Here is a 19,605-nt window from a genome sequence, read left to right on the forward strand (position 1 = left end):
CCTGGATGTTCTCACTCACGCCACCCGCCAAGCCTGACTTATGGGCCCAATGGATGTGGCGGGCCATGCATCCTATCGACCCCCGCTTAGGTACCGACGCCAAGATGTTGCGCCAGCTGCAAAGCTGGGAATCTCACGGCAGCGACTTTGAGCGGCGCTTCCTAACCAGCATCCTGCCCGCCACTGATGGAGCCTACCTCATGCAGTTGGCCCAGCCCCAAGTGTCGTTGCGCAACTTGCTCGAATGGGCCCCCGACGATGCGGAACAGTTACACAAGCTTCTGCAAACCAACCCCGAGGACTTCACCGACCAGTCTATAGATTTTACCCTCCCTTTACCTTACCCATGGTACCGGAACGGACTGACCAGCAGCCCGCCCACCGCCGGCTTCATCCTGGAAGTAGATGGTAGTCAGCACTGGGAAGATGACGTCCAACAACGCAAGGACGCTGCCCGCGACAAAGCCGCCCGGGATGCTGGGTGGTGGCCACTTCGCTTACGAACCACCGAGTTTGACACCCCTGAACGGCCCCTTACTCCGCTCCAGGAGGCTATTAGTCAGCACAGTTACTTTCAACTTGTCCGAACCAACTACGAGCGTCCCCTCTTGGACACGCCCGCTGGCCGTTCTGCCCTTGGCCTGACTCTCGGGCCCTTGGCAGTGGCCCGTGTTCATCGCACCCTGTTGGAGTGCATGCTCAACGGCATCCTACCTGCTCACAAACCAAGCTGGCGCATTGCTATTATTGAGCGCGACCTACCCTGTGCCGTGTGGGCCGTTACCTGCCTCGTTGAACAACTGCAACAACTCTACACGCTGCAAGGTCTCGGGCGTAGTCTGCCTGGCATTGAGCTATATGTGCAGCCCTCAGCTGATTTCAGGCAGCCACCAATCACTGACGACCTCAGCTTCACAATCCATAAGCTGCTGCCAGAGGTAGCGCTGGAGGACAAGTACGATGTGCTGCTCGATGTTTCCATCCTGCAGCGCCCTGGCTTTACCCATGCTCCAGCCTTGGGGCAGACGCCCTGCCTTACGCTCCGCACGGCCCACGCGCCCCAGCAGGCCCGTCGTTTCCGCTCGGCCCCGCTCATCCCGTACCCGCCCATTGTAGAGCGTGACGGCAGCAGTGAATCAGCCTATAGCATCCCCGAGGAGCAGAAACCCCGCGAGGCAGCGCTGGAGTATTTCGTTCAGAATATCTTCCGCAAAATGGGGCTACGCAACGGCCAGCTTCCCATTATCAGCCGTGGCCTGCAAGCAAAAAGTGTCCTTGGTCTTTTGCCTACGGGTGGGGGTAAGTCCCTGACTTACCAGCTGGCAGCATTGCTCCAGCCTGGCGTGGCCTTGGTGGTCGACCCCATCAAGTCGCTCATGCTCGACCAATTCGACGGCCTCCAGGATAACGGTATTGACGCGGCCTCTTTCGTCAATGGCTCTGTGCGCTCCCGAACCCAGCGGGAACTGCGCTTAGCCCGCCTGAAGCGCGGAGAACTGCTGTTTTTCTTCATTTCTCCCGAGCGCATGGTCATTCCTGAGTTTCGGCAGAAGCTCCAGGATATGTACCGCGCCGAGCCGAAAGTCGGGTTCAGTTACTGTGTTATCGACGAAGCCCACTGCGTATCCGAGTGGGGCCACGACTTCCGCACTCCCTACCTCCGCCTCGGCGCGAATGCCCGTACCCACTGCCGCACCTACACCGGCGAGCCCATTCCCCTCTACGGTCTCACCGCCACCGCCTCCTTCGACGTGCTGGCCGACGTGCAGCGGGAGCTTAACCTCGAGCACGAAGACGAAGCCATTGTGCGAACTGAAGTGTCGGCCCGGCAAGAGCTGCATGTGCGCATCCTTCCCATCAAAGTCAACGACCCGTTCCGCTTCGACGCCGCCGGCGCCGCCAAAAAGAAGGCCCTGGCTGACTTGCTACCCCGCATAGCCCAAGATCTGATTGGCGTCAATGGTGAGTCCGCCATTTCCCTGGAAGACGATCAGCCCATCACAGTTCGATCTGTTCCCAACCTGCGCGAGGATACCTTCTTTGCACCCGATGAGCAGGGGCAATACCCGCACGCCGGCCTGATCTTCTGCCCGCACAAAAGTCATAAGATATCCTCGGGGGTACGCAACGTAGTCTACTCCCTCAACGAGCCAGGACAGGGTCTGCCACACCTTAGGACCGGCTATTTCATGGGCGGCAACTCCGACGATGGGGACGCCTCCGAGCAAACCCAGCAGCGTGAAACCGCTGCTATGGACGCCATGCAAACCCGGTTCAAAGCCAATGAGCTGAACTTGCTGGTGGCCACCAAGGCCTTTGGGATGGGCATCGACAAGCCCAACGTCCGCTACACCGTCCACGTCTGCTACCCCGGCTCCATTGAGAGCTTCGTGCAGGAAGCTGGCCGGGCCGGCCGTGACCGGGCCACAGCCGTCAACTACGTCCTCTACTATCCCGAAGACCTCGAAATTCAGCAGAACTTCCTGGCCAACGCTTTCAAAGGCAAGCACAAGGAGGACAGCGTAATGCGGGAGCTGCTCACGCGCATAACTTTCCCCACGTCTGAGCAATGCGAGGAAATTAACTTGGAGTTGAGTGATGCTTTTCCTGAGATTACAGTAACGGCCAAACTTTATATTCCGAAGGGTGAGACGCTTGCTCGGTATATTTATTTAAATGAAAGCCATGATTCTGCATACGGACTGGTAGACCTTGCCAAAGCTTCAGCTCCCCGTGGCAAACTCCTCAACAAAGGCCACATCTCAACGGAGGTTGCACAAGCTGTAATTGACTGGACGATAAACTACCTACTCACGGAGCTACCCGACCACGCGCGTACTTCTCAGGTAAATCTGGTTCATGCCCTGAGCGGCGGTAGCGCGACGGCTAGTACGCCCGGCATCCTGCCTCGCTTAGAAGAAGTAGACTTCAGCGAAACTCCCGAGGCGCTTACCCTTGGCTTCACCAACGGCACCCTGCGCGAAATCAGCGAAGCCGCTGCAACCTTCAATCTCAAATTACCGGTTCCTCTGTTGCGTAAAGCCGCGGCTTTCGCACACACTCCAGAAAAGTTTCTGGCCAACTTGGGTACAGAATACAAAAAGGCCCACAGCGTCACGCTGCAGGTTCCCGCTGACCTGCGGCAGCTGATTCATGAGTTAGTGCCGCAGCTTCGCCAAGAAGAAGACACCTTCAAAGCCGTGCACCGGCTCTGCCTGCTCGGCGTCGTGCGCGACTACACCATCGACTACGGGGCCCGTTCTACCACCCTGTACTTCGCTCCCCGCCAAACAGCCGAGGAACTACTGGCTGCCTACAAAAAATACTTGGAGCGCTACACTACTGCTCCCAGTGCCACCATCCGCCTCGCGTCTGTAGAGCAGGAAGCTCAGAGCAGATCTGTCCTGGAAGCCTGCCTCACCGACCTATTGGAGTTCACGTACACCGAAACCGCCGCCAAACGCCAGGAGTCCATCAAAGCAATGGCCAACGCCTGCGAAATGGGCCTCACCGGCGAAAACCTGAGTGAGTATTTTGACCTCTACTTCAACTCCAAATATGCCCGCGAAAAGTACCTGCCCGCCGAAACGCAGAAAGGCAAGCACTTCGACAAAGACTTGTTGTGGAAGTACATGGACTACCTCCGCAACCCACCTGACAACCTAGGCAAGGAGAAGGACAACGCCAAGCACCTGCGTGGTGCCTGCCGCCGTCTGCTCGATGACCGCGCCTTCAGCGCCAATGGCGCCGTGCTGCTCCTCAGCGGCTTTACCTCTTTGTTTCTCGAGTTAAGCAAGCCCGAGGAGCGCCAGGCTGAACGCATATTCGAGGAGGGACGCACCCAACTGCTGGCCGGTTTCCGTGCCTTTCAGGAGCAGGACCAGCTCAGCACCGAGGCCCTACTGGAATTCGCCCGCCAGTTCGCCACCGAAGCAGGCCGCTACGACTACAACTTAGCGGCTTTCATCAACACCCACATTACCGACCAACTTGAGCTGGAACTAAATGCTCGTTGGCTCCAGGAATTCAATCATCGTTTCGACGACCGCCTAGTCCCGGCCGTCGTTGCTTAAGGCTCTATTATGTCTGCCATTCAGCCCTCCTTCGAAATCCTCAAGCAAGAGCTTGCCCGCCTCCATTCCTATACCACCGAAATCGGCAAAGCCCAGGAAATAACCACTCAGGTACAAGAAGCCGCCGTAGCCATTGTTGATGCGGCTGAGACCATGGAGGCAAACCACCTCAAGCTTCTCGAAAAGCTGCAGGCTGAACACTTACGGACGGTCAATGAACAAAGTGCGACAGTAAGGAAAGTTGGGCAAAAGCAAACTGATGATTCACATGCACTTATCAAGAAGGAGCTGATTAATTTACGTCAAGGAGCTGAGGCTACCGTCGATGCTCTAAAACGCATAAAAACAGAACAGCCACGCATACTTGAGGATATTACTAGCCAACATGCCAAAGGCATGATATTGCAGTCAGACCTAATCCGTCAGACAATTACTGAATCCGCCACCACCCTCGACACCCAATTCACCGCCCAGATTCAGGAGCTGCACCAAGTCAAGCAAGACTTTTCCACCTCTGTTGGCAAGCAGCTGGACGGCCTGACATCTCTCACTGACCGCCTCCAGGTCATTTCCGCCAGCCTCACGGCCTTCCGGGATTCCATGAATGCCGCCCGCTTCTCCGACCGGCTGGAATCCATCGGCTCACAACAAGGCACTATTCAGGCCCGCCTTTCCAAGCTGGATGAGCTAGAAGCTCAGAACCAGAATCTTGCTACCAAGCTTGGAAGCTTGAAAACTCAAAACACCCTCATTCTGGTACTTGTCGGAATCAGTGTTGCAGTTTCAGTGGCTTTGCGGTTTTTGTAACCAGATTATTCAGCCTTCAACTCCCAATCATATCCCAAATAGTGGGGGCTACTTCATAACTGCATACATTGAAGATTCATAACTATCTATAATTCTGACTCGTGAATACGCCCCATTCTGCCGCGCCTCAAGCCCTGGGATATCTTTATCAAGTGCGACACTCGCTACTTGCGCTATTGAAGGATGACCGTGAAGAGGCTGCTGTTGTCTTGGAGGGGTTAGATGATGTGGCAGTCGAGGGGAATAACCATGTTACCCTGGACCAGCTCAAGCATCATGTCAAGCGTAGTGCGACGCTGACATCACAAAGCCCCGACCTTTGGAAAACCATACGGGTTTGGAGTAGTGGGCTCGCCACCGGTGCTTGGAATCCTAATGAAGTGACATTAAACCTCATCACGACTGCCAGCGCGAGTACTGATACAGTCGCGTATTATCTGCGTGAAGGTCGTACAAGGGATACCTCAACTGCCCTGAACCTATTGCGTACCGCTGCCCAGGAATCAGGCAGCCAAGAGCTAGCCCCAGCTGTTGCAGCCTTCCAAGCCCTGTCAGTCTCACAACAGCTGCAGCTGGTAAATGCTATTTATGTCCGCGACCAAGCACCAAATATTCAGGAGATAGAGTCGGCCATAAAGAAACAGCTCTATTTCGCCACATCTGCTGAATACCTAGATGCTGTATACATCCGGCTAGAAGGTTGGTGGTTTCCGAAGGTTGTGAATCAGCTTATCAGCCAAGCACGCCAACCCATTACCCGTCTCGAACTACGCGAGGTAGTATGTGAAATTAGCCGGCAGTTTCGTCACGATAGTCTACCCCTCGACTACACACTTGTTGAGCCTGATGAGCGGTATTACACTATTCATAACGACCGGCAATTTGTACGGCAGCTGCGACAGCTCAATATAAATCTCAAGCGTGTACGGTTTGCCGTAATTGACTATTACCGTGCTTTTGAACAACGTACCCGTTGGGCACAGGAGGACTTGTTGATTGATGAAGAATTGATAACCTATGAAAAACGGCTAAAAGAACAGTGGGAGCGCTGGGTAGCCGATATCACAGATGAGTTTGATGATTTAGAGGCTAATGAGCAGTGTGTAAAGTTCGGCCGCCAAGTATATAGCGCTATGCAAGCGGCTAACATTCCCATTCGCCCCAGTATGCCAGTTGGCCATGAGTACGTGATGCGTGGTAGCTATCATATGCTAACTGACGAAGAAGACCCTCATGTATGCTGGCATCCCAAGTTTCTTGATCAACTAGCGCAACTCCAAGCAGCAGCCGCTGCTAGCTAAATTAACTCTCGATGTTACCCTGGCAGCAGCGTCCCCCTGAACTAGCTAATCTATTCAACCCTGCGTTTTGCGCGCTGGTATTGCATCATGCCATTGCTGGATTTGAAGAGAAAGCCGGGCGAGGAATGGATTTCGGCTTAACCTTTTTGGTGCTGCCGCTAGTGTTGCACCGCGCTACCCGTGAGGCCTTACCCAAGAGTACCACCGCGAAGTTCCATGCTTGGATACAAGACCACGAGGAAATGCGGGTCGGTCTTGTGAAGCGCATGACTACGATGGTACCAGTTGCTAGAGAAAGCCTCCTGTTTGCCATGCAACATGAAGTTTTGGCGTTAAGTGGTGACGGCTTACTTCTAGCCCTTCCAATCAAACTCACCGATCTTACGCCACCAAGTCCGTCAGATACGCTCGAATGCTTAAAACGAGCAACTTTCCTAGGTAGATGGTTTGGCATTTCTGGTAATGCTGGAGCAATTCTAGCCGCTTGGGGAGTACAGCTCGCTTGATAATCTTTATTTTTCTTTCTGTCCGTGCAAATCAAATCCATCATCCTATATCACCATGACGGTCGGCAGCGCGAAATAGCCTTCCGTCTTGGAGCTGTTAACATTATCACTGGAGCGTCTCGCACTGGCAAGTCATCTATCATCCACATCTTGGATTATTGCCTTGGCCGCTCAACATTCAATGTTCCCAACGGCGCTATCCGTGATACAGTGGCATGGTATGCAGTGCTTCTACAACTGCACGATTCGCAGATCTTTATTGCAAAGCCCGCGCCTGTTAAGCCAGCAACCTCACAGTCTCAGGCTTTCATTTTTGCCGGAGCCACTGTCACACCGCCCTCATTAGCTGACCTCAGGCCCGAAACCAACGATTCTGCCGTTGTATCCTACCTGTCAAGAGTATTGGGCATTGGCCCTAACTTGACAACGCCCTTAAATGGCAGTTCAGCAGATACTTTTCAGGCCACTTTTGACCACACCAGATACTACCTCTTTCAAAATCAAAGTCTGACAACTAACAGCGAAATGCTGTTTTGGCGACAATCTGAGGATTCTAATTTTCGGCATATTCGCCTCACATTGCCCTATTTTTTGGGTGCTCAACGTGAGGATAAATTAGGGTTAAGTGACCGGTTGAACCAAGCGCGGAAGCTGCTAAAAGAATTGCAAAACCGCCAGGCAGAAGCGAATGCTGTAGCCAATCGTCAAAATCAGCGGGCACGCACGTTTGTTGAAGAAGCCCGTGCCGTAGGCCTGGTAAATGAGCAAATACCGGACAACCAGCTAATTCCTGTTCTTCGCCGCCTCAACAACTGGACACCAGCAAAAGCAACTGCTGGTGTAGCGGAAAGCCCTCTTGCTCAGGAGCAAGCACTTCTTGAAGATCTAAATGCTCAGTTCAGTGATAAGCGCAAGCAAATTCGAGAAGCAGAAGCGCATGTAGGTAACGCTACCCATTACCAGGATGCTGCTACTGCCCACGCCGCTCGGCTGAGCGTCATCAAAGTATTCAAAGACAATGAGGATTCTGGGCACCAATGTCCTGTGTGCTCATCCGACTTAGATGAAGTGCCTCCCTCTGTGGCAGCCTTGGTATCTGCTTTCGAGCGAATGCAGACTCAACTTTCAACAGTCCAACGTGAGCGGCCTCAGCTTCAACAACATTTGGCAGCTCTACGAACTCAACTCGAAACGATAAGAGCGAGCATCAAGGCCGCTGAAGAACGAATAGTGGCTCTGAGTCGCCAGCAAACGGCTGCTTTACGTCTACGAGAGCAAAATGCAGAAATTGGCCGGGTGGTAGGTCGAATCAGCCTTTATCTAGAAAGCGTAGCTGCATTATCCCCCGATTCTAATCTGCAAACCCGTATCAGCAACGGGTTGCGTATCGTTGAAGAGCTAAATGCGCAGCTTGATCCGGAAGAGGAGCGCGCACTCCTCGAGTCCGTTCTCACTTTGATTGGAACTTCCATGACACAATGGGCGGCGTTCCTTGGGTTGGAATATGCTGGTGCTCCCCACAGACTTGAGATAAAAAAGCTAACTGTTGTGGCCGATACCCACGACGGCCCTACGCCAATGGCTCGCATGGGCAGTGCCGAAAACTGGTTAGGTTGCCACCTTATTGCCCTGTTGGCCCTGCACGAGTTCTTTATCAGCCGCAGCCGACCCGTACCTCATTTCCTCTGCATAGACCAACCCTCACAAGTCTACTTTCCAACAAAGGAAGCTTACAAGAGTCTTGACGGCAATTCCGGCGCGGCGGGTGGCGATATTCAGGCTGTTGCACGAATGTTCGAACTGCTGTTCAAAGTAACCGACGAATTATCCCCCAATTTCCAGATAATAGTCGTTGAGCACGCAAACCTGGAAGACGAACGCTTTCAGGAAAGTTTGGTGGAATCCCCTTGGAACAACGGTAATGCTTTGATTCCAGCGGATTGGTTATTAAATAATGCTACTGGTTGATAGACTAAGTCCGTAAAATATGCTCAACTCATTTATACAAACAGCACTAAAGAAATAAAAACGGCTCCTCATTCGAGGAGCCGTTTTGGTGTCACCGGGTTTACTCCTCGTATACCTCATGCTTGCCATCGAGCCATACTATGAACATGAAATGTGCTTGCCTAAAGCAATGTACGCGTGCTCGCTGAGTAACTCTCAGTTCGAACATATCAAGCATCAAATTCACATCTGGTCCTAGTCCAGCCACCAATCCTTTATTAGGAAGGACAGATTTGTCTTTATGCTGAGTGTAACCAAGTCCAGCCTTGTTCTGGCCTTTTCCACCGCTTTGATAAATCTGTTGCCAAGTCTGCTCCCTTACTCGCTCAATAAAGCTGCTAAAAGCTTTGAGGTTACCAGCAGGCCAATCAGATAAGCACTCATGAGAAGATTGGTAGTAACGTAAACTAGGATGTGCTACCGCGTTGTTGCCTTTATCACTATAGCCAATAACCTGAATTGCATTAGCGGGCAAATGGATGCGGGTACCCTCATCCAGCTCAGCAACTTTTGGTGAGAGACGGTTTTTCTTAGCCACGTCAGATCAACGTAAAAATCTTAATTAGCTTGTTGTGCAGTTCGATTAAGCTGCTCATAGAAGTTACGCATATTCTCTTTTTCTATAACAACTTGGCAAGGAGCTTCTAACGGCAGATCACCACGTGCTATAAGCCAAGGCTGTTCAGCATGAGAAAGCTTCTCTAAGAATTTAGCTGATTTGCTGCCATAAATGAGCCAGACATCATCCAATACTTCTGTGATTTCAGTATCAGTTATGCTATCTGCATCCCCATCTGGTACTTCTTCAATTGGAGCGCGGCCCGCACCAGTGAGTGCAGTCCATAGCCTGCGCGATACTGGTCCATGCGTCCAAGCCTCAAATTCGTCTTCAAAAAGGCTTTTGCCAGTGAAAACCATAATCCAAGCTTGAGCATAGTAGAGAAGCTTTTGAAGCTTCAAATGAGTCATCAAGTCGCCCGCTTCTTCGTCCTGCTTAGCCTTTTGGACAATCCAAGCAGCTACATCCAATACGTTAGCGTTGTAAGAATCCATGGGGATGATATTTGAATTGGGACTGCAAAGGTAACACTAATCACCTTAGCTGAGTGCCTAGGAATTTGGCAAAAATTTCTTTTACGAGCGAGCCGGACTAATGAAGGATCAATGTAGCCTTTTTCTTTCCCACACCTTAGTCAGGAAGAGGGGTTGCCGGCCCAACTATCTATGCTTAAGCAAAGAGTATACCCAATATATGCCTATACCAGTCGGTATACACACTGTCTTATTGCCATTATCAACCTCATTTCCTTCTCTCATTGCGCCACCTATATAGGCCTCGTGTTTCACGAGGCCTTTCTCATGTCTTTCCCGCACTAGAACATGTGCATTCTAGTGCATCTCATCAAACCAAAAAGTATATTTACAGGCCACGGACCGGCATTTTGTCCGTGCCTCGCCCTATCCAGCATTTATAGCGTTTTTGCCATAGTACACCTATTCGCGTGGCATTCAGCTAATCACAATAAACCATAAGGCACCTCATGCCTGAACTAACCTTAGAAGACCTCTGGGCTGAATCTGGCTTCACGCCTAACCCCGAGCAGGAGCAGGCCATCCGTCACATCGACGGCCCCCTATACCTCACTGCCGGCCCCGGCTCCGGTAAAACCCGCGTCCTGCTCTGGCGCACCCTCAACCTCATCGTCTTTCACGGCGTCAAGCCTGAGCATATCTTCCTCAGCACCTTCACCGAGAAGGCGGCCCACCAGCTGCGCGAAGGCCTGAAAAATTACCTCGGCCAAGTCACCAACCATACCGGCCAGCCCTACGACCTGGCCAATATGTACGTGGGGACCCTCCACTCGCTGAGTCAGAAGATAATCCAGGACCGCAACCTCAATCCCAACTTCCGCAATGGCCGCCCCCTGCGGGTTATGGATGAGTTGGAAACCTACTTCTTCGTCTCCCGCCGCCGCAACTGGCAGCAGCTCATCGAAGCTGCCGAGCTGACGGACTTGGAGCCTGAAGTCCAGAACCATACCATCAACACTTTCTTCGACGCCAACCGGCCCAGCCGCTCCCGCCACAACGCCGTCCAAAACGTCCTCGGCTTCTTCGGACGCCTCAGCGAAGAAATGATTGACCCCCAGGTCGTCATGGACCAGGCTCCCAGCGCCGAGGTACAGATGCTACTGCGCATGTACGCCCGCTACCGCGGGCTGCTGGCCGAGCAAGCAGGCTTCGACTACACCGACTTCTCCCTACTGCAGCAAAAGGCCTACGATGTAGTTGTTTCCAATGCCGCCTCTCAGCAGTATTTCCGCCACATCATCATCGACGAATACCAGGATACCAACCTCATTCAGGAGCGCTTGGTATTCAAACTCGCTGCCGGCTCCCAAAACCTCTGCGTCGTCGGCGACGACGACCAGGCCCTCTACCGGTTCCGCGGCGCCACCGTCGAAAACTTCGTGGAATTTCCCGCCCGCTGCCAACACTACCTGCAGCGCCAGCCCGTCAAGATTCCGCTCAGTACCAACTACCGCTCCCGTAACCGGGTAGTCCAGTTCTATACCGACTACATCACCCGCCACAGCTGGCAGAAGGAGGGAAGGCCCGGCGAATTCTACCGCGTCCACGACAAAAACATTCAGCCTTACAGCCAGGATACCGAGCCCTCGGTCATAACCACGCCCGCCGGCCACCCCGACGACGTGTCCGCGCAAATAGCCGCACTGGTGCGCGAGCTACTCGACGCCGGCAAAGTGGACGACCCCAACCAGATTGCGTTTCTCTTTCCGGCCTTGCGCAATAGTCCCCAGGTCAACCGGATGCGCAACGCCCTCGAAGCCGTAGGCCTTCAGGTATACGCACCCCGCGCCGGCCGTTTTCTTGATACCGACGAGCCCACGCTCATCTTCGGGGCATTCTTGCACGTCTTCGGCAAACCCCAGCAGGGCCCGTTCACCTCCCAGGACTACACCGAGTATTTCGCCTGGCTCGACCGCAGTGCCGCCAGCGTCACTGCCCTGTTCCGTCAGGAACCCCAGCTCAAACGCTACCTCGACGCCAAGCGTCAGGAAGTAGCCCAGGTAGTGGCCGACTACCGCGCTCTGCTGGCCACCTGTGAGGCGAACGGTTGGGACGTAACTGCTGAGTATGCCCCCGACCAGATGAAGGAGGCCCTCTACCGCACCCGCGGCCTCTCGCTTAAAGCCCAAAAGGCCATCAACAGCGTGGCCCTCACCAACCAGGTGCGCCGCCGCCTCCAGCGAAACGACGGCGACAAGGAGCCCTTCAAGCTCGGCGACATCATCAACCGCTCCACCGCCCTCGACTGGACCATCCTCGACTTGTTCTACCGCCTGGGCGGCTTTCCTACTTACAAGCGCATGTACGACTTGGCCGAGTCCGGCCAGGACGAAGGCCCCATCTGCAACCTGGGCCTCATTTCGCAGTACCTCTCGCGCTTCATGGAGATGTACGCCATTGTTATTTCGGCCTCCTTCCTCAACGACGACCGGTTCCAACGCCTGCTGTTCATGAGTTTCCTTTACAGCATCTACCGCCGCAGCGAATCCGAGTTCGAGAATGCCGAGGACCCGTTCCCCAAAGGCCGCATTCCCTTCCTCACCATTCACCAAGCCAAAGGCCTGGAGTTCCCGGTTGTCGTAGTACCCAACCTCCGCAAAGACGCCCGCCCCGCCGGCCCCGTTGAGGAAACGATCCGTGCCCTCGTACCCTCCGACGGAGAGCCCCTCGACCGCATGGCTCGCTTCGACGTGGCTCGCATGTTCTACGTGGCCCTGTCCCGCGCCAAAAGCCTCATGATCCTGGGCCGCTACCAGGCCACCGGCAACTACATCAACGCGGAGTTCCGGCCCATGCTCGCCCAACTCCCCACCACGGCCACCTACGACGTCAACGCCTTCCAGCCTAACCCGCACCGCGAGGAGAAGCCCCCCAAAGCCTATTCTTACACCGCCGACTACCTACTCTACGAGCGGTGCCCCCGGCAGTATATGGTGTTCCGGCGCTACGGCTTGGTACCTTCCCGCTCCCAAACCCAGTTCTTCGGCTCCCTAGTTCACTATACCATCGAAGACCTGCACCACCACCTCATCCAGAAACGCGCGCAAGCTACCCTGGCCGTATGATCAAACGCACCGCCGCCCAAATCAAGGCCGACCTACTCAAGCGCGACCAGGAAATCCGGGAGCAAATGCGCCTTCTGGCTCTGGAGCAGGAAGCCTCCGAGCTGGAGTTACTTATTCTCGAACGATTCGAGCGCAACTACGAAACCCTGGCCCTCGAATCCGGCCGCCGTATTTCGCCCGACGTCAAGGAGGCCGCCCTCAAGCAGGTGCTCATGTACTGGCGCAAGCTGCCCGAAGTAGCCACCACCGTTACCCAGACGGAGGTGCGCCTCTCCCTTCCCAACCAGCGCACCAGCACCGGTACCGTCTTCACCATCGAGGGCGTCGTCGACATCATTCGTGACAACGACCGCACGGTGATGTACGACATCAAAACCCACGACATCGACTCTGTTGTCTCCAACATCGAGCTGTACCAGCAGCAGCTCAACGTATATGCCCACATCTGGCAAACCCTCCGCCAACAGGAGCTACACGAAACCTGCATCATCGCCACGGCCTTTCCCAAAGCCGTGCGCGACGCCGTAACCACCGGCGACGACGCCAAAATCGACGCTGCCCTGGCCAGCTGGAATCCCGCACTCACCATTCCCTTCGACCAACAGACGCTGGAACAAACCATCATCCAGTTCACCCAAACCGTCGAAGCCATTGAGGGCGGCCAGTTTGCGCCCCCACCCGTCAGCCGCCTCCAGGAGCGCGTGCCTGGCAGCCGCACGCTCTACGCCACTCGCATCTGCATCAACTGCGACTCCCGCTTTTCCTGCAACGCCTACCGCGCCTACGCCGAAGGCGACCAAACCACGGCGGCCGACGAGTTTGGTTTCTACAACGACTACGGTACCGCCATCGACCAATCCGAATGGCTGAGTACCAACTTGAGCATTGCTCCCCCCGCCGACATCGACGACCTGATTTAATTTCCCTACTACCGTGAGTGAACGAATTGTCCCCTTCTCTGCCAACATAGAGCCCAACTTCTTGAAAGAAAAGCTCCTTGCCCTCTGTCCCGAAGTGTTTCAGGATGGAAAGTTGAACGTCGAAGAACTACAAAACCTGTTGTCTGATGACAGTGAGGAGGATAAACAGTCTAAAGAATACTTTGGATTGAATTGGCCTGGCAAGGCAGATATTAAACGTCTCGCACTTAAAAAAGCCGTAGGCAGCACTTTAAACTATATCTCAAACGAAGGAATTAATCCTAATAATACTCAAAACATTTTTATCGAAGGAGAAAATTTACAAATACTAAAATTGATTAAACATGCATATGATGAGAAGATAAAAATGATTTATATTGACCCGCCATATAATACAGGAAAGGATTTTATATACAAAGATAAATTTGAATCATCAATAGATGATTATCTAGTGAAATCAGGCCAAAAGGACGAGAGTGGTCTGCTAGTAGCTAATCCAAAATCACAAGGTCGTTATCACACCAATTGGCTGAATTTTATATACCCACGACTAAGAGTTTCTAAAGAATTATTGATTCAAGATGGGGTTGTATTCGTGTCTATCGGAGACAATGAAATAGCCAACTTAATTCTAGTGATGAATGAGATATTTGGTGAAGAAAATCATATATCTACATTTATCTGGAATTCCGAAGGCCATACAGACAACCAATTAGAAGTCAAAATTAACCATGAATATATTGTTTGCTACAAGAAAACAAATGTTGAAAACACTTTATCCCATATTGTAGATCCAAACACAAGAAAAGAAAGTAATTTGTGGAGGGGATTCGCCGAGAATTCTATAACTAAAAATGGCCCTGCTAATCCACCATCATGGATTGAACTACCTGTTGGCTTCCCTTGCGCTTCAAAATCTACTCACCTTGCTGCTACTGCAGTTTCAGTTGGCTTTTTTGCTGATGTTGAGGAGGCAGGATACATAACAAGAGAAATAACGAATCAATATGGGTACGCATACCCAATCAGGGAAAATGACATGGTTATTGAGGAGGGACAACTCACCAATCCATGCAAGGTTTTCGCTGGATGGGCCAATGCAAATAAACTAAGAACGTTCATAAATTCAGGATTCCAGCCCATAGAGGAAATAGATGGAAGTATAACATTCTACCTGTCTAATAAGGGAGTCGTGTATTACAGAAAGGAACGTGCTGCTGCAAAAAATATCTTATCTGTCTTGAGAAATTTCTCGACAACTGAAAAAACCCGTTCGGATTTAGAGAAAGTCGGCGTGTATTTTTCCTATCCCAAACCAGTAGACTTGATACAATATATCTGCGACATGGGACTAGATGACGGAGATATTGTTTTGGACTTCTTTGCTGGATCTGGCACTGTTGGCCACGCTATATATAATTTGATAGCAAAAGGCAAGAAGGTGCAATATATATTAACCCAATTACCAGAAAACGTGCCTACAGAATCTCTAGCGTATCAAAAAGGATATCGTTATATTAATGAAATTTGCAAAAAAAGATTAGCATATTTTGCAAAAGAATATAATGACAAAAAAATCGATGGAGACTTCGGCTTCAAAGTGTATAAGCTTAATAAATCAAATTTCAATTCCCACCAAACCTACTCCGGCACCAACGTAGCTCAGCTCTCTTTATCATTCCAACAAACCACTGAAAAGCCACTGGTTGACAACTGGACCAAGCCAGACCTCACCACCGAGTTAATGCTGCTCGAAGGTTTCCCGCTTCACAGCACTCAAACTCCCCAGCCTCAATACCCCGAAAACGAAGTAGTAGCCATTACCTCCGACTTCAACCAAAACACGCTCTACCTGTGCCTCGATGCGCAACTGCTGGACGAAACCGTGGAGGCACTGGCCATCGGAGAGGAGGATATATTCATTTGCTTGGATTCGTCCCTTACTGACCTGCAGAAAATCCGCCTTGACGACAAACTCAAACTAAAGACGGTCTAGTCGGTATGAAAATCCAATTCAACCCCGACCAGAGCTACCAGCTCACGGCCGTCAATAGTGCCGTGCGCTTGTTCGAGGGAGTAGGCAAGTTCGGCCAGAACTTCAGCATGAATGCCCTCGAAATCATTCCCAACCTCCCTGAAGCCCATGAGTTGTGGGAGCCAGACCTTTTCGACAACCTTCAAATCGTCCAGGATGACAACCACATCCAGCCCCGCAACCGCGAGCTGGAAGTTGAGGAAGGGGAGACGCTACTCGGCCTCGACGCCGTGCGCTACCCGTCCTTCAGCATTGAAATGGAAACCGGTACTGGTAAAACCTACGTGTACCTGCGTACCATCTACCAGCTGCACCAAACCTATGGCTTCAGCAAGTTCATCATCGTAGTGCCCAGCGTGGCCATCTACCAAGGCGTCAAGAAGACCTTTGAAATGACCCGCGCCCACTTCAATGCCCTTTACGACAAGCCCATCGTCCACCTCGTCGACTACGACGGCAGCAATATTCCTCAGGTTAAGAAGTTCGCCACTTCCCCCGCCTGCGAAATCATGCTCATCACCCTCGACTCCTTCAACAAGAAGACCAACAACCTCTACAAGCCCACCGATAAGCTCCCCGGTAGCCCCTTGCTGCCTTATGAGTACTTGGCCCAAACCCGGCCCATCCTCATCCTCGATGAGCCGCAGAACATGGACTCCGACACGGCCCGCAAAGCCCTACGCACCCTCCGGCCGCTCGTCGCTTTCCGCTACTCCGCTACCCACAAAACCACACCTAACCTGCTCTACCGTCTCACTCCCGTGGAAGCCTTCCGCCAGGGCTTGGTAAAGAAAGTAGAAGTAGCCGGCATCACCGAAAACGACAACTACAACGAAGGCTTTGTAGCCCTCCTGGAAGTCAAAACCCGCGCCGGCGAAAAACCCACCGCCGTTCTGCAAACCATCCTGCAGCGCAACGGCCAGCGCGAAACCACCGAGGTAACCATCCGCCTGGGCCAGAACCTGCGTCGCTTCACCAACCTGCCCGAGCACGAAGACTATGTTGTTACCAACATTTCCGCCGTTCCCGGCGACGAGTACATTGAGTTTAGCAACGAGGTCCTGATTCCGCTTAATTCCACCATCGGCTCTTCCCGCCCCGCCGTCTTCCGCGCCCAAATCCGCCAGACCATCCGGGAGCACATGAAGCGCCAGGCCACCTTGCTGCCCAAAGGCATCAAAGTCCTGTCTCTGTTCTTCATCGACCGGGTACGCAACTATATTGACGGCGGTATCATCCAAAAGATTTTCGATGAAGAATACCGCCTAGCTGCCGAGACCAGTCCTTACTTTCAAGACTTTGCCCCTGAAGAAGTGCGCGACGCCTACTTTGCCTCCTACAGCAAAGGCAAGTCAAACGAGGTTAAGTATGTTGAGCAAGACGAGGCCAGCGTCGGCAGCGACAAAGACGCCAAGAAGGCCCAGCGCGAGTCCTTCCAGCTCATCATGCGCAACAAGGAACTACTGCTGACGCTCCCCGCCAACACCCCCGATAAAGGCGCCAAAGTCTGCTTTATCTTCGCTCACTCTGCCCTGAAAGAAGGCTGGGACAACCCCAACGTCTTCCAGATCTGTACCCTCAACCAAACCATTTCCGAGCGCAAGAAGCGCCAGGAAATCGGCCGCGGTATGCGCCTGGCCGTTGATCAATCCGGCCAGCGCACCGCCGACGCCGGCGTCAACGTGCTCCAGGTCATTGCCAACGAGAGCTACGAATCCTACGTCCAGGGCCTGCAGAAAGAGTATATCAGCGAAGGCAAGTACGCCGACAGCGACGTACCGCCCAAGCCCTCGAAGGCCCACCAAAGCACCGTCCACCGCAACGATGCGGTATTCAGCCGCCAGGAGTTCAAACAGATGTGGGCCCGCCTCCACAAAGACGTGCGCTACACCATTCAGTTCGACCAGGCCCAGCTCATCAAAAAGTGCCAGGACAAGCTACAAGCCACCACTTTCCCGCTGCCGAAAATCAGCATTAGCAAGGGTCAGTTCATCCAAACAGAAGTCACCATCACCCTCGTTTCCGCCGACCTGATGGGCGCGCGCCTGCGGGTAGAGACCATCAATACCCGCAACGAGAAAGGCTCCACCGAGTTCAACGTAGTGCCTGACGGCTACCTCGGCGACAAGACCACTTTCAAGAAGTTCCTCCAGGACTTCCGCGTCGAAACCATCACCTCTGACGCCTACAATCCCCGCCTCAAATTCTACAACGGCCACGAGGTAACGCAGGTCCGCCCGCTGCGCTTCGTTTCCGAGCTGGGCGCCGTAGCCAACCCCCTCACCACCACGGTAGCAGTAGAGGAGACCTACCCCGTTTTCGACGTAGTAGGCCGCGCCGCTCAGGAAACCAAGCTCACCCGCCGCACCATTCAGGCCATTTTCGACATCCTCACCCCCGACAAGAAAACGGCCTGCATCAAGAATCCGGAAGGCTTCACCGAGAAGTTTATCAGCGTCATCAAAAACACCTTGGCCGAAGAGGTAGCCGCCAACATCGTCTTCGAAATCGTCGGCGACAAACCCACCGACCTAAACGAGCTGTTCCCTATCGAGCCCAAGTTCGTGCAGGACCGCCTAATCGAAGCCGGCGCAAACAGCATCTACGACCAGGTGCAGATTGATTCCGACGTAGAGCAGCGCTTCGTGGAAAACCGAATCAAAGACCACGAAAAGGTGCTCTTCTACTTCAAGTTTCCCAAGAAATACACCGTTGAACTCCCTCGCATCATCCGCAACTACAACCCTGACTGGGGCGTGGTCTACGAGGACAAAGACAAAAACACCAAGCTGGAGCTAGTCCGCGAAACCAAAGGCTCCATGGACAAAGCTGCCCTCCGCTTTGAGCACGAAAAACTCAAAATCACCTGTGCCGAACGCTACTACCAAACCCTCAACATCGACTACCGCCAAATCACCGACCAGGTACCTAACTGGCAGGAACCCTCCCAGGTAGCCGAGCAAGGAGCATTGTAGCAGCCCGAGTACTTGATTGGGTTTTTGATCATATTCAACAAAAAAACTTCATAAAAATGGCAATTGCACAGGTTATCGCCAAAGCTCAAGAACTAACGCAGAATAAAGTCTCACAAGTAGAGCTCGAGCAGCTTATATCTAAAATTATCAGCGGCCTTCTAAGAAAGTTTGGACAAAAAACTGTCTTCAACGGTGCAAATAGTGAAGCGGATAGTGAGGTGAATAATATCTTGACTCATGTAATTGAAGTGGGTAGTATAAAAGTGATGAAGGACAAAGGGTTAATATCCAACAATGATGATGAGTTGTTAATGGCAAGTCTTGGTACTGCTTGGTTAATGAATGTGGCTCTGGGAAATGTTCTAAATAACAATGATTTGCTGAGAGTATACACCGGCAATGGTTACTATCAGCAGGCTGCTGTACAAACGCTGGCTAATAGGATATCAGTATTAGGCCATACGCACAGGAATTACAGTAAATTATCCTTTCTTAAGAAGCTAAGTACTTCTACTGTGGATGAGCTATTCAATTCTCACTTAGGCAGCTATATAAAGTGATAGAGACCATTGGAGCTAATGACATTCGCACAACTCTACAGTGTTTCTGCCAACGAACCGCCCTGTAGCGCGCCAGAATCATGGTCCTCACTGATCAGCACTTCCAGTGGGTGCACGAAGTCTTTGTGCTCGACACTGCCAACACCTTCCGACCGGTGCAGCGCAACGCTGCCCCGTGTCGGGGTTTTCGTAATTCCAGCGCAGCCAATTCCGGTCCCAAAATCTACGTAGCCACCGCCGGCCCCGAAATCCGGTACGTCGGCC

The 19,605-nt window shown here is 52.7% G+C and carries 12 protein-coding genes; 10 read left to right on the forward strand and 2 right to left on the reverse strand.

Going from position 1 to position 19,605, the window contains the following annotated elements; translation table 11 throughout:
• The first annotated feature begins 5 nt into the window (after positions 1-5).
• From BUE15_RS07095 to BUE15_RS21295, 5 genes are all read left to right on the forward strand, one after another.
• Positions 6-4,073, forward strand: a complete 4,068-nt coding sequence (locus BUE15_RS07095; protein WP_170865207.1) for a DEAD/DEAH box helicase — start codon at positions 6-8, stop codon at positions 4,071-4,073.
• 9 nt (positions 4,074-4,082) lie between these two features.
• Complete coding sequence (locus BUE15_RS07100) at positions 4,083-4,880, forward strand: hypothetical protein (protein WP_073282526.1); 798 nt, start codon at positions 4,083-4,085, stop codon at positions 4,878-4,880.
• A gap of 101 nt (positions 4,881-4,981) precedes the next feature.
• On the forward strand, positions 4,982-6,181 hold the full coding sequence (locus tag BUE15_RS07105) for an ABC-three component system protein (RefSeq protein ID WP_170865208.1): 1,200 nt from the start codon (positions 4,982-4,984) through the stop codon (positions 6,179-6,181).
• 11 nt (positions 6,182-6,192) lie between these two features.
• Entirely contained in the window at positions 6,193-6,687 is a 495-nt protein-coding gene (locus tag BUE15_RS07110; protein WP_073282530.1) for a three component ABC system middle component, read from the forward strand.
• 24 nt (positions 6,688-6,711) lie between these two features.
• Positions 6,712-8,655 (forward strand): DUF3732 domain-containing protein, encoded by a 1,944-nt coding sequence (locus BUE15_RS21295; RefSeq protein ID WP_139252165.1) that lies wholly within the window; start codon positions 6,712-6,714, stop codon positions 8,653-8,655.
• A gap of 100 nt (positions 8,656-8,755) precedes the next feature.
• Here BUE15_RS21295 and BUE15_RS21495 read toward each other — a convergent pair whose 3' ends face one another.
• The gene (locus BUE15_RS21495) at positions 8,756-9,232 is read right to left on the reverse strand and encodes a hypothetical protein (RefSeq protein WP_139252166.1); all 477 of its coding nucleotides are present in this window, start codon (positions 9,230-9,232) and stop codon (positions 8,756-8,758) included.
• A gap of 20 nt (positions 9,233-9,252) precedes the next feature.
• Positions 9,253-9,747: a Panacea domain-containing protein gene (locus tag BUE15_RS07120; RefSeq protein ID WP_073282534.1), complete on the reverse strand. Its 495-nt coding sequence runs from the start codon at positions 9,745-9,747 to the stop codon at positions 9,253-9,255.
• 488 nt (positions 9,748-10,235) lie between these two features.
• On the opposite strand from BUE15_RS07120, the gene BUE15_RS07125 reads away from it, so the two are divergent.
• The 5 genes from BUE15_RS07125 to BUE15_RS07145 are packed head-to-tail and all read left to right on the forward strand — an operon-like array spanning position 10,236 to position 19,341.
• A complete protein-coding gene (locus BUE15_RS07125) occupies positions 10,236-12,851 on the forward strand; it encodes a UvrD-helicase domain-containing protein (RefSeq protein ID WP_073282536.1) in 2,616 nt (871 codons plus the stop codon).
• Entirely contained in the window at positions 12,848-13,771 is a 924-nt protein-coding gene (locus BUE15_RS07130) for a PD-(D/E)XK nuclease family protein (protein ID WP_084548886.1), read from the forward strand. The genes BUE15_RS07125 and BUE15_RS07130 overlap by 4 nt, the downstream gene beginning before the upstream one ends.
• A gap of 13 nt (positions 13,772-13,784) precedes the next feature.
• Positions 13,785-15,767: a site-specific DNA-methyltransferase gene (locus BUE15_RS07135; protein WP_073282537.1), complete on the forward strand. Its 1,983-nt coding sequence runs from the start codon at positions 13,785-13,787 to the stop codon at positions 15,765-15,767.
• A 5-nt stretch (positions 15,768-15,772) separates the two neighbouring features.
• A complete protein-coding gene (locus BUE15_RS07140; RefSeq protein WP_073282539.1) occupies positions 15,773-18,781 on the forward strand; it encodes a restriction endonuclease in 3,009 nt (1,002 codons plus the stop codon).
• 56 nt (positions 18,782-18,837) lie between these two features.
• Complete coding sequence (locus tag BUE15_RS07145; RefSeq protein WP_073282541.1) at positions 18,838-19,341, forward strand: hypothetical protein; 504 nt, start codon at positions 18,838-18,840, stop codon at positions 19,339-19,341.
• The last annotated feature ends 264 nt before the right edge of the window (positions 19,342-19,605 follow it).

The sequence above is a fragment of the Hymenobacter psychrotolerans DSM 18569 genome (assembly GCF_900142395.1).
Taxonomy (GTDB): Bacteria; Bacteroidota; Bacteroidia; order Cytophagales; family Hymenobacteraceae; genus Hymenobacter; species Hymenobacter psychrotolerans.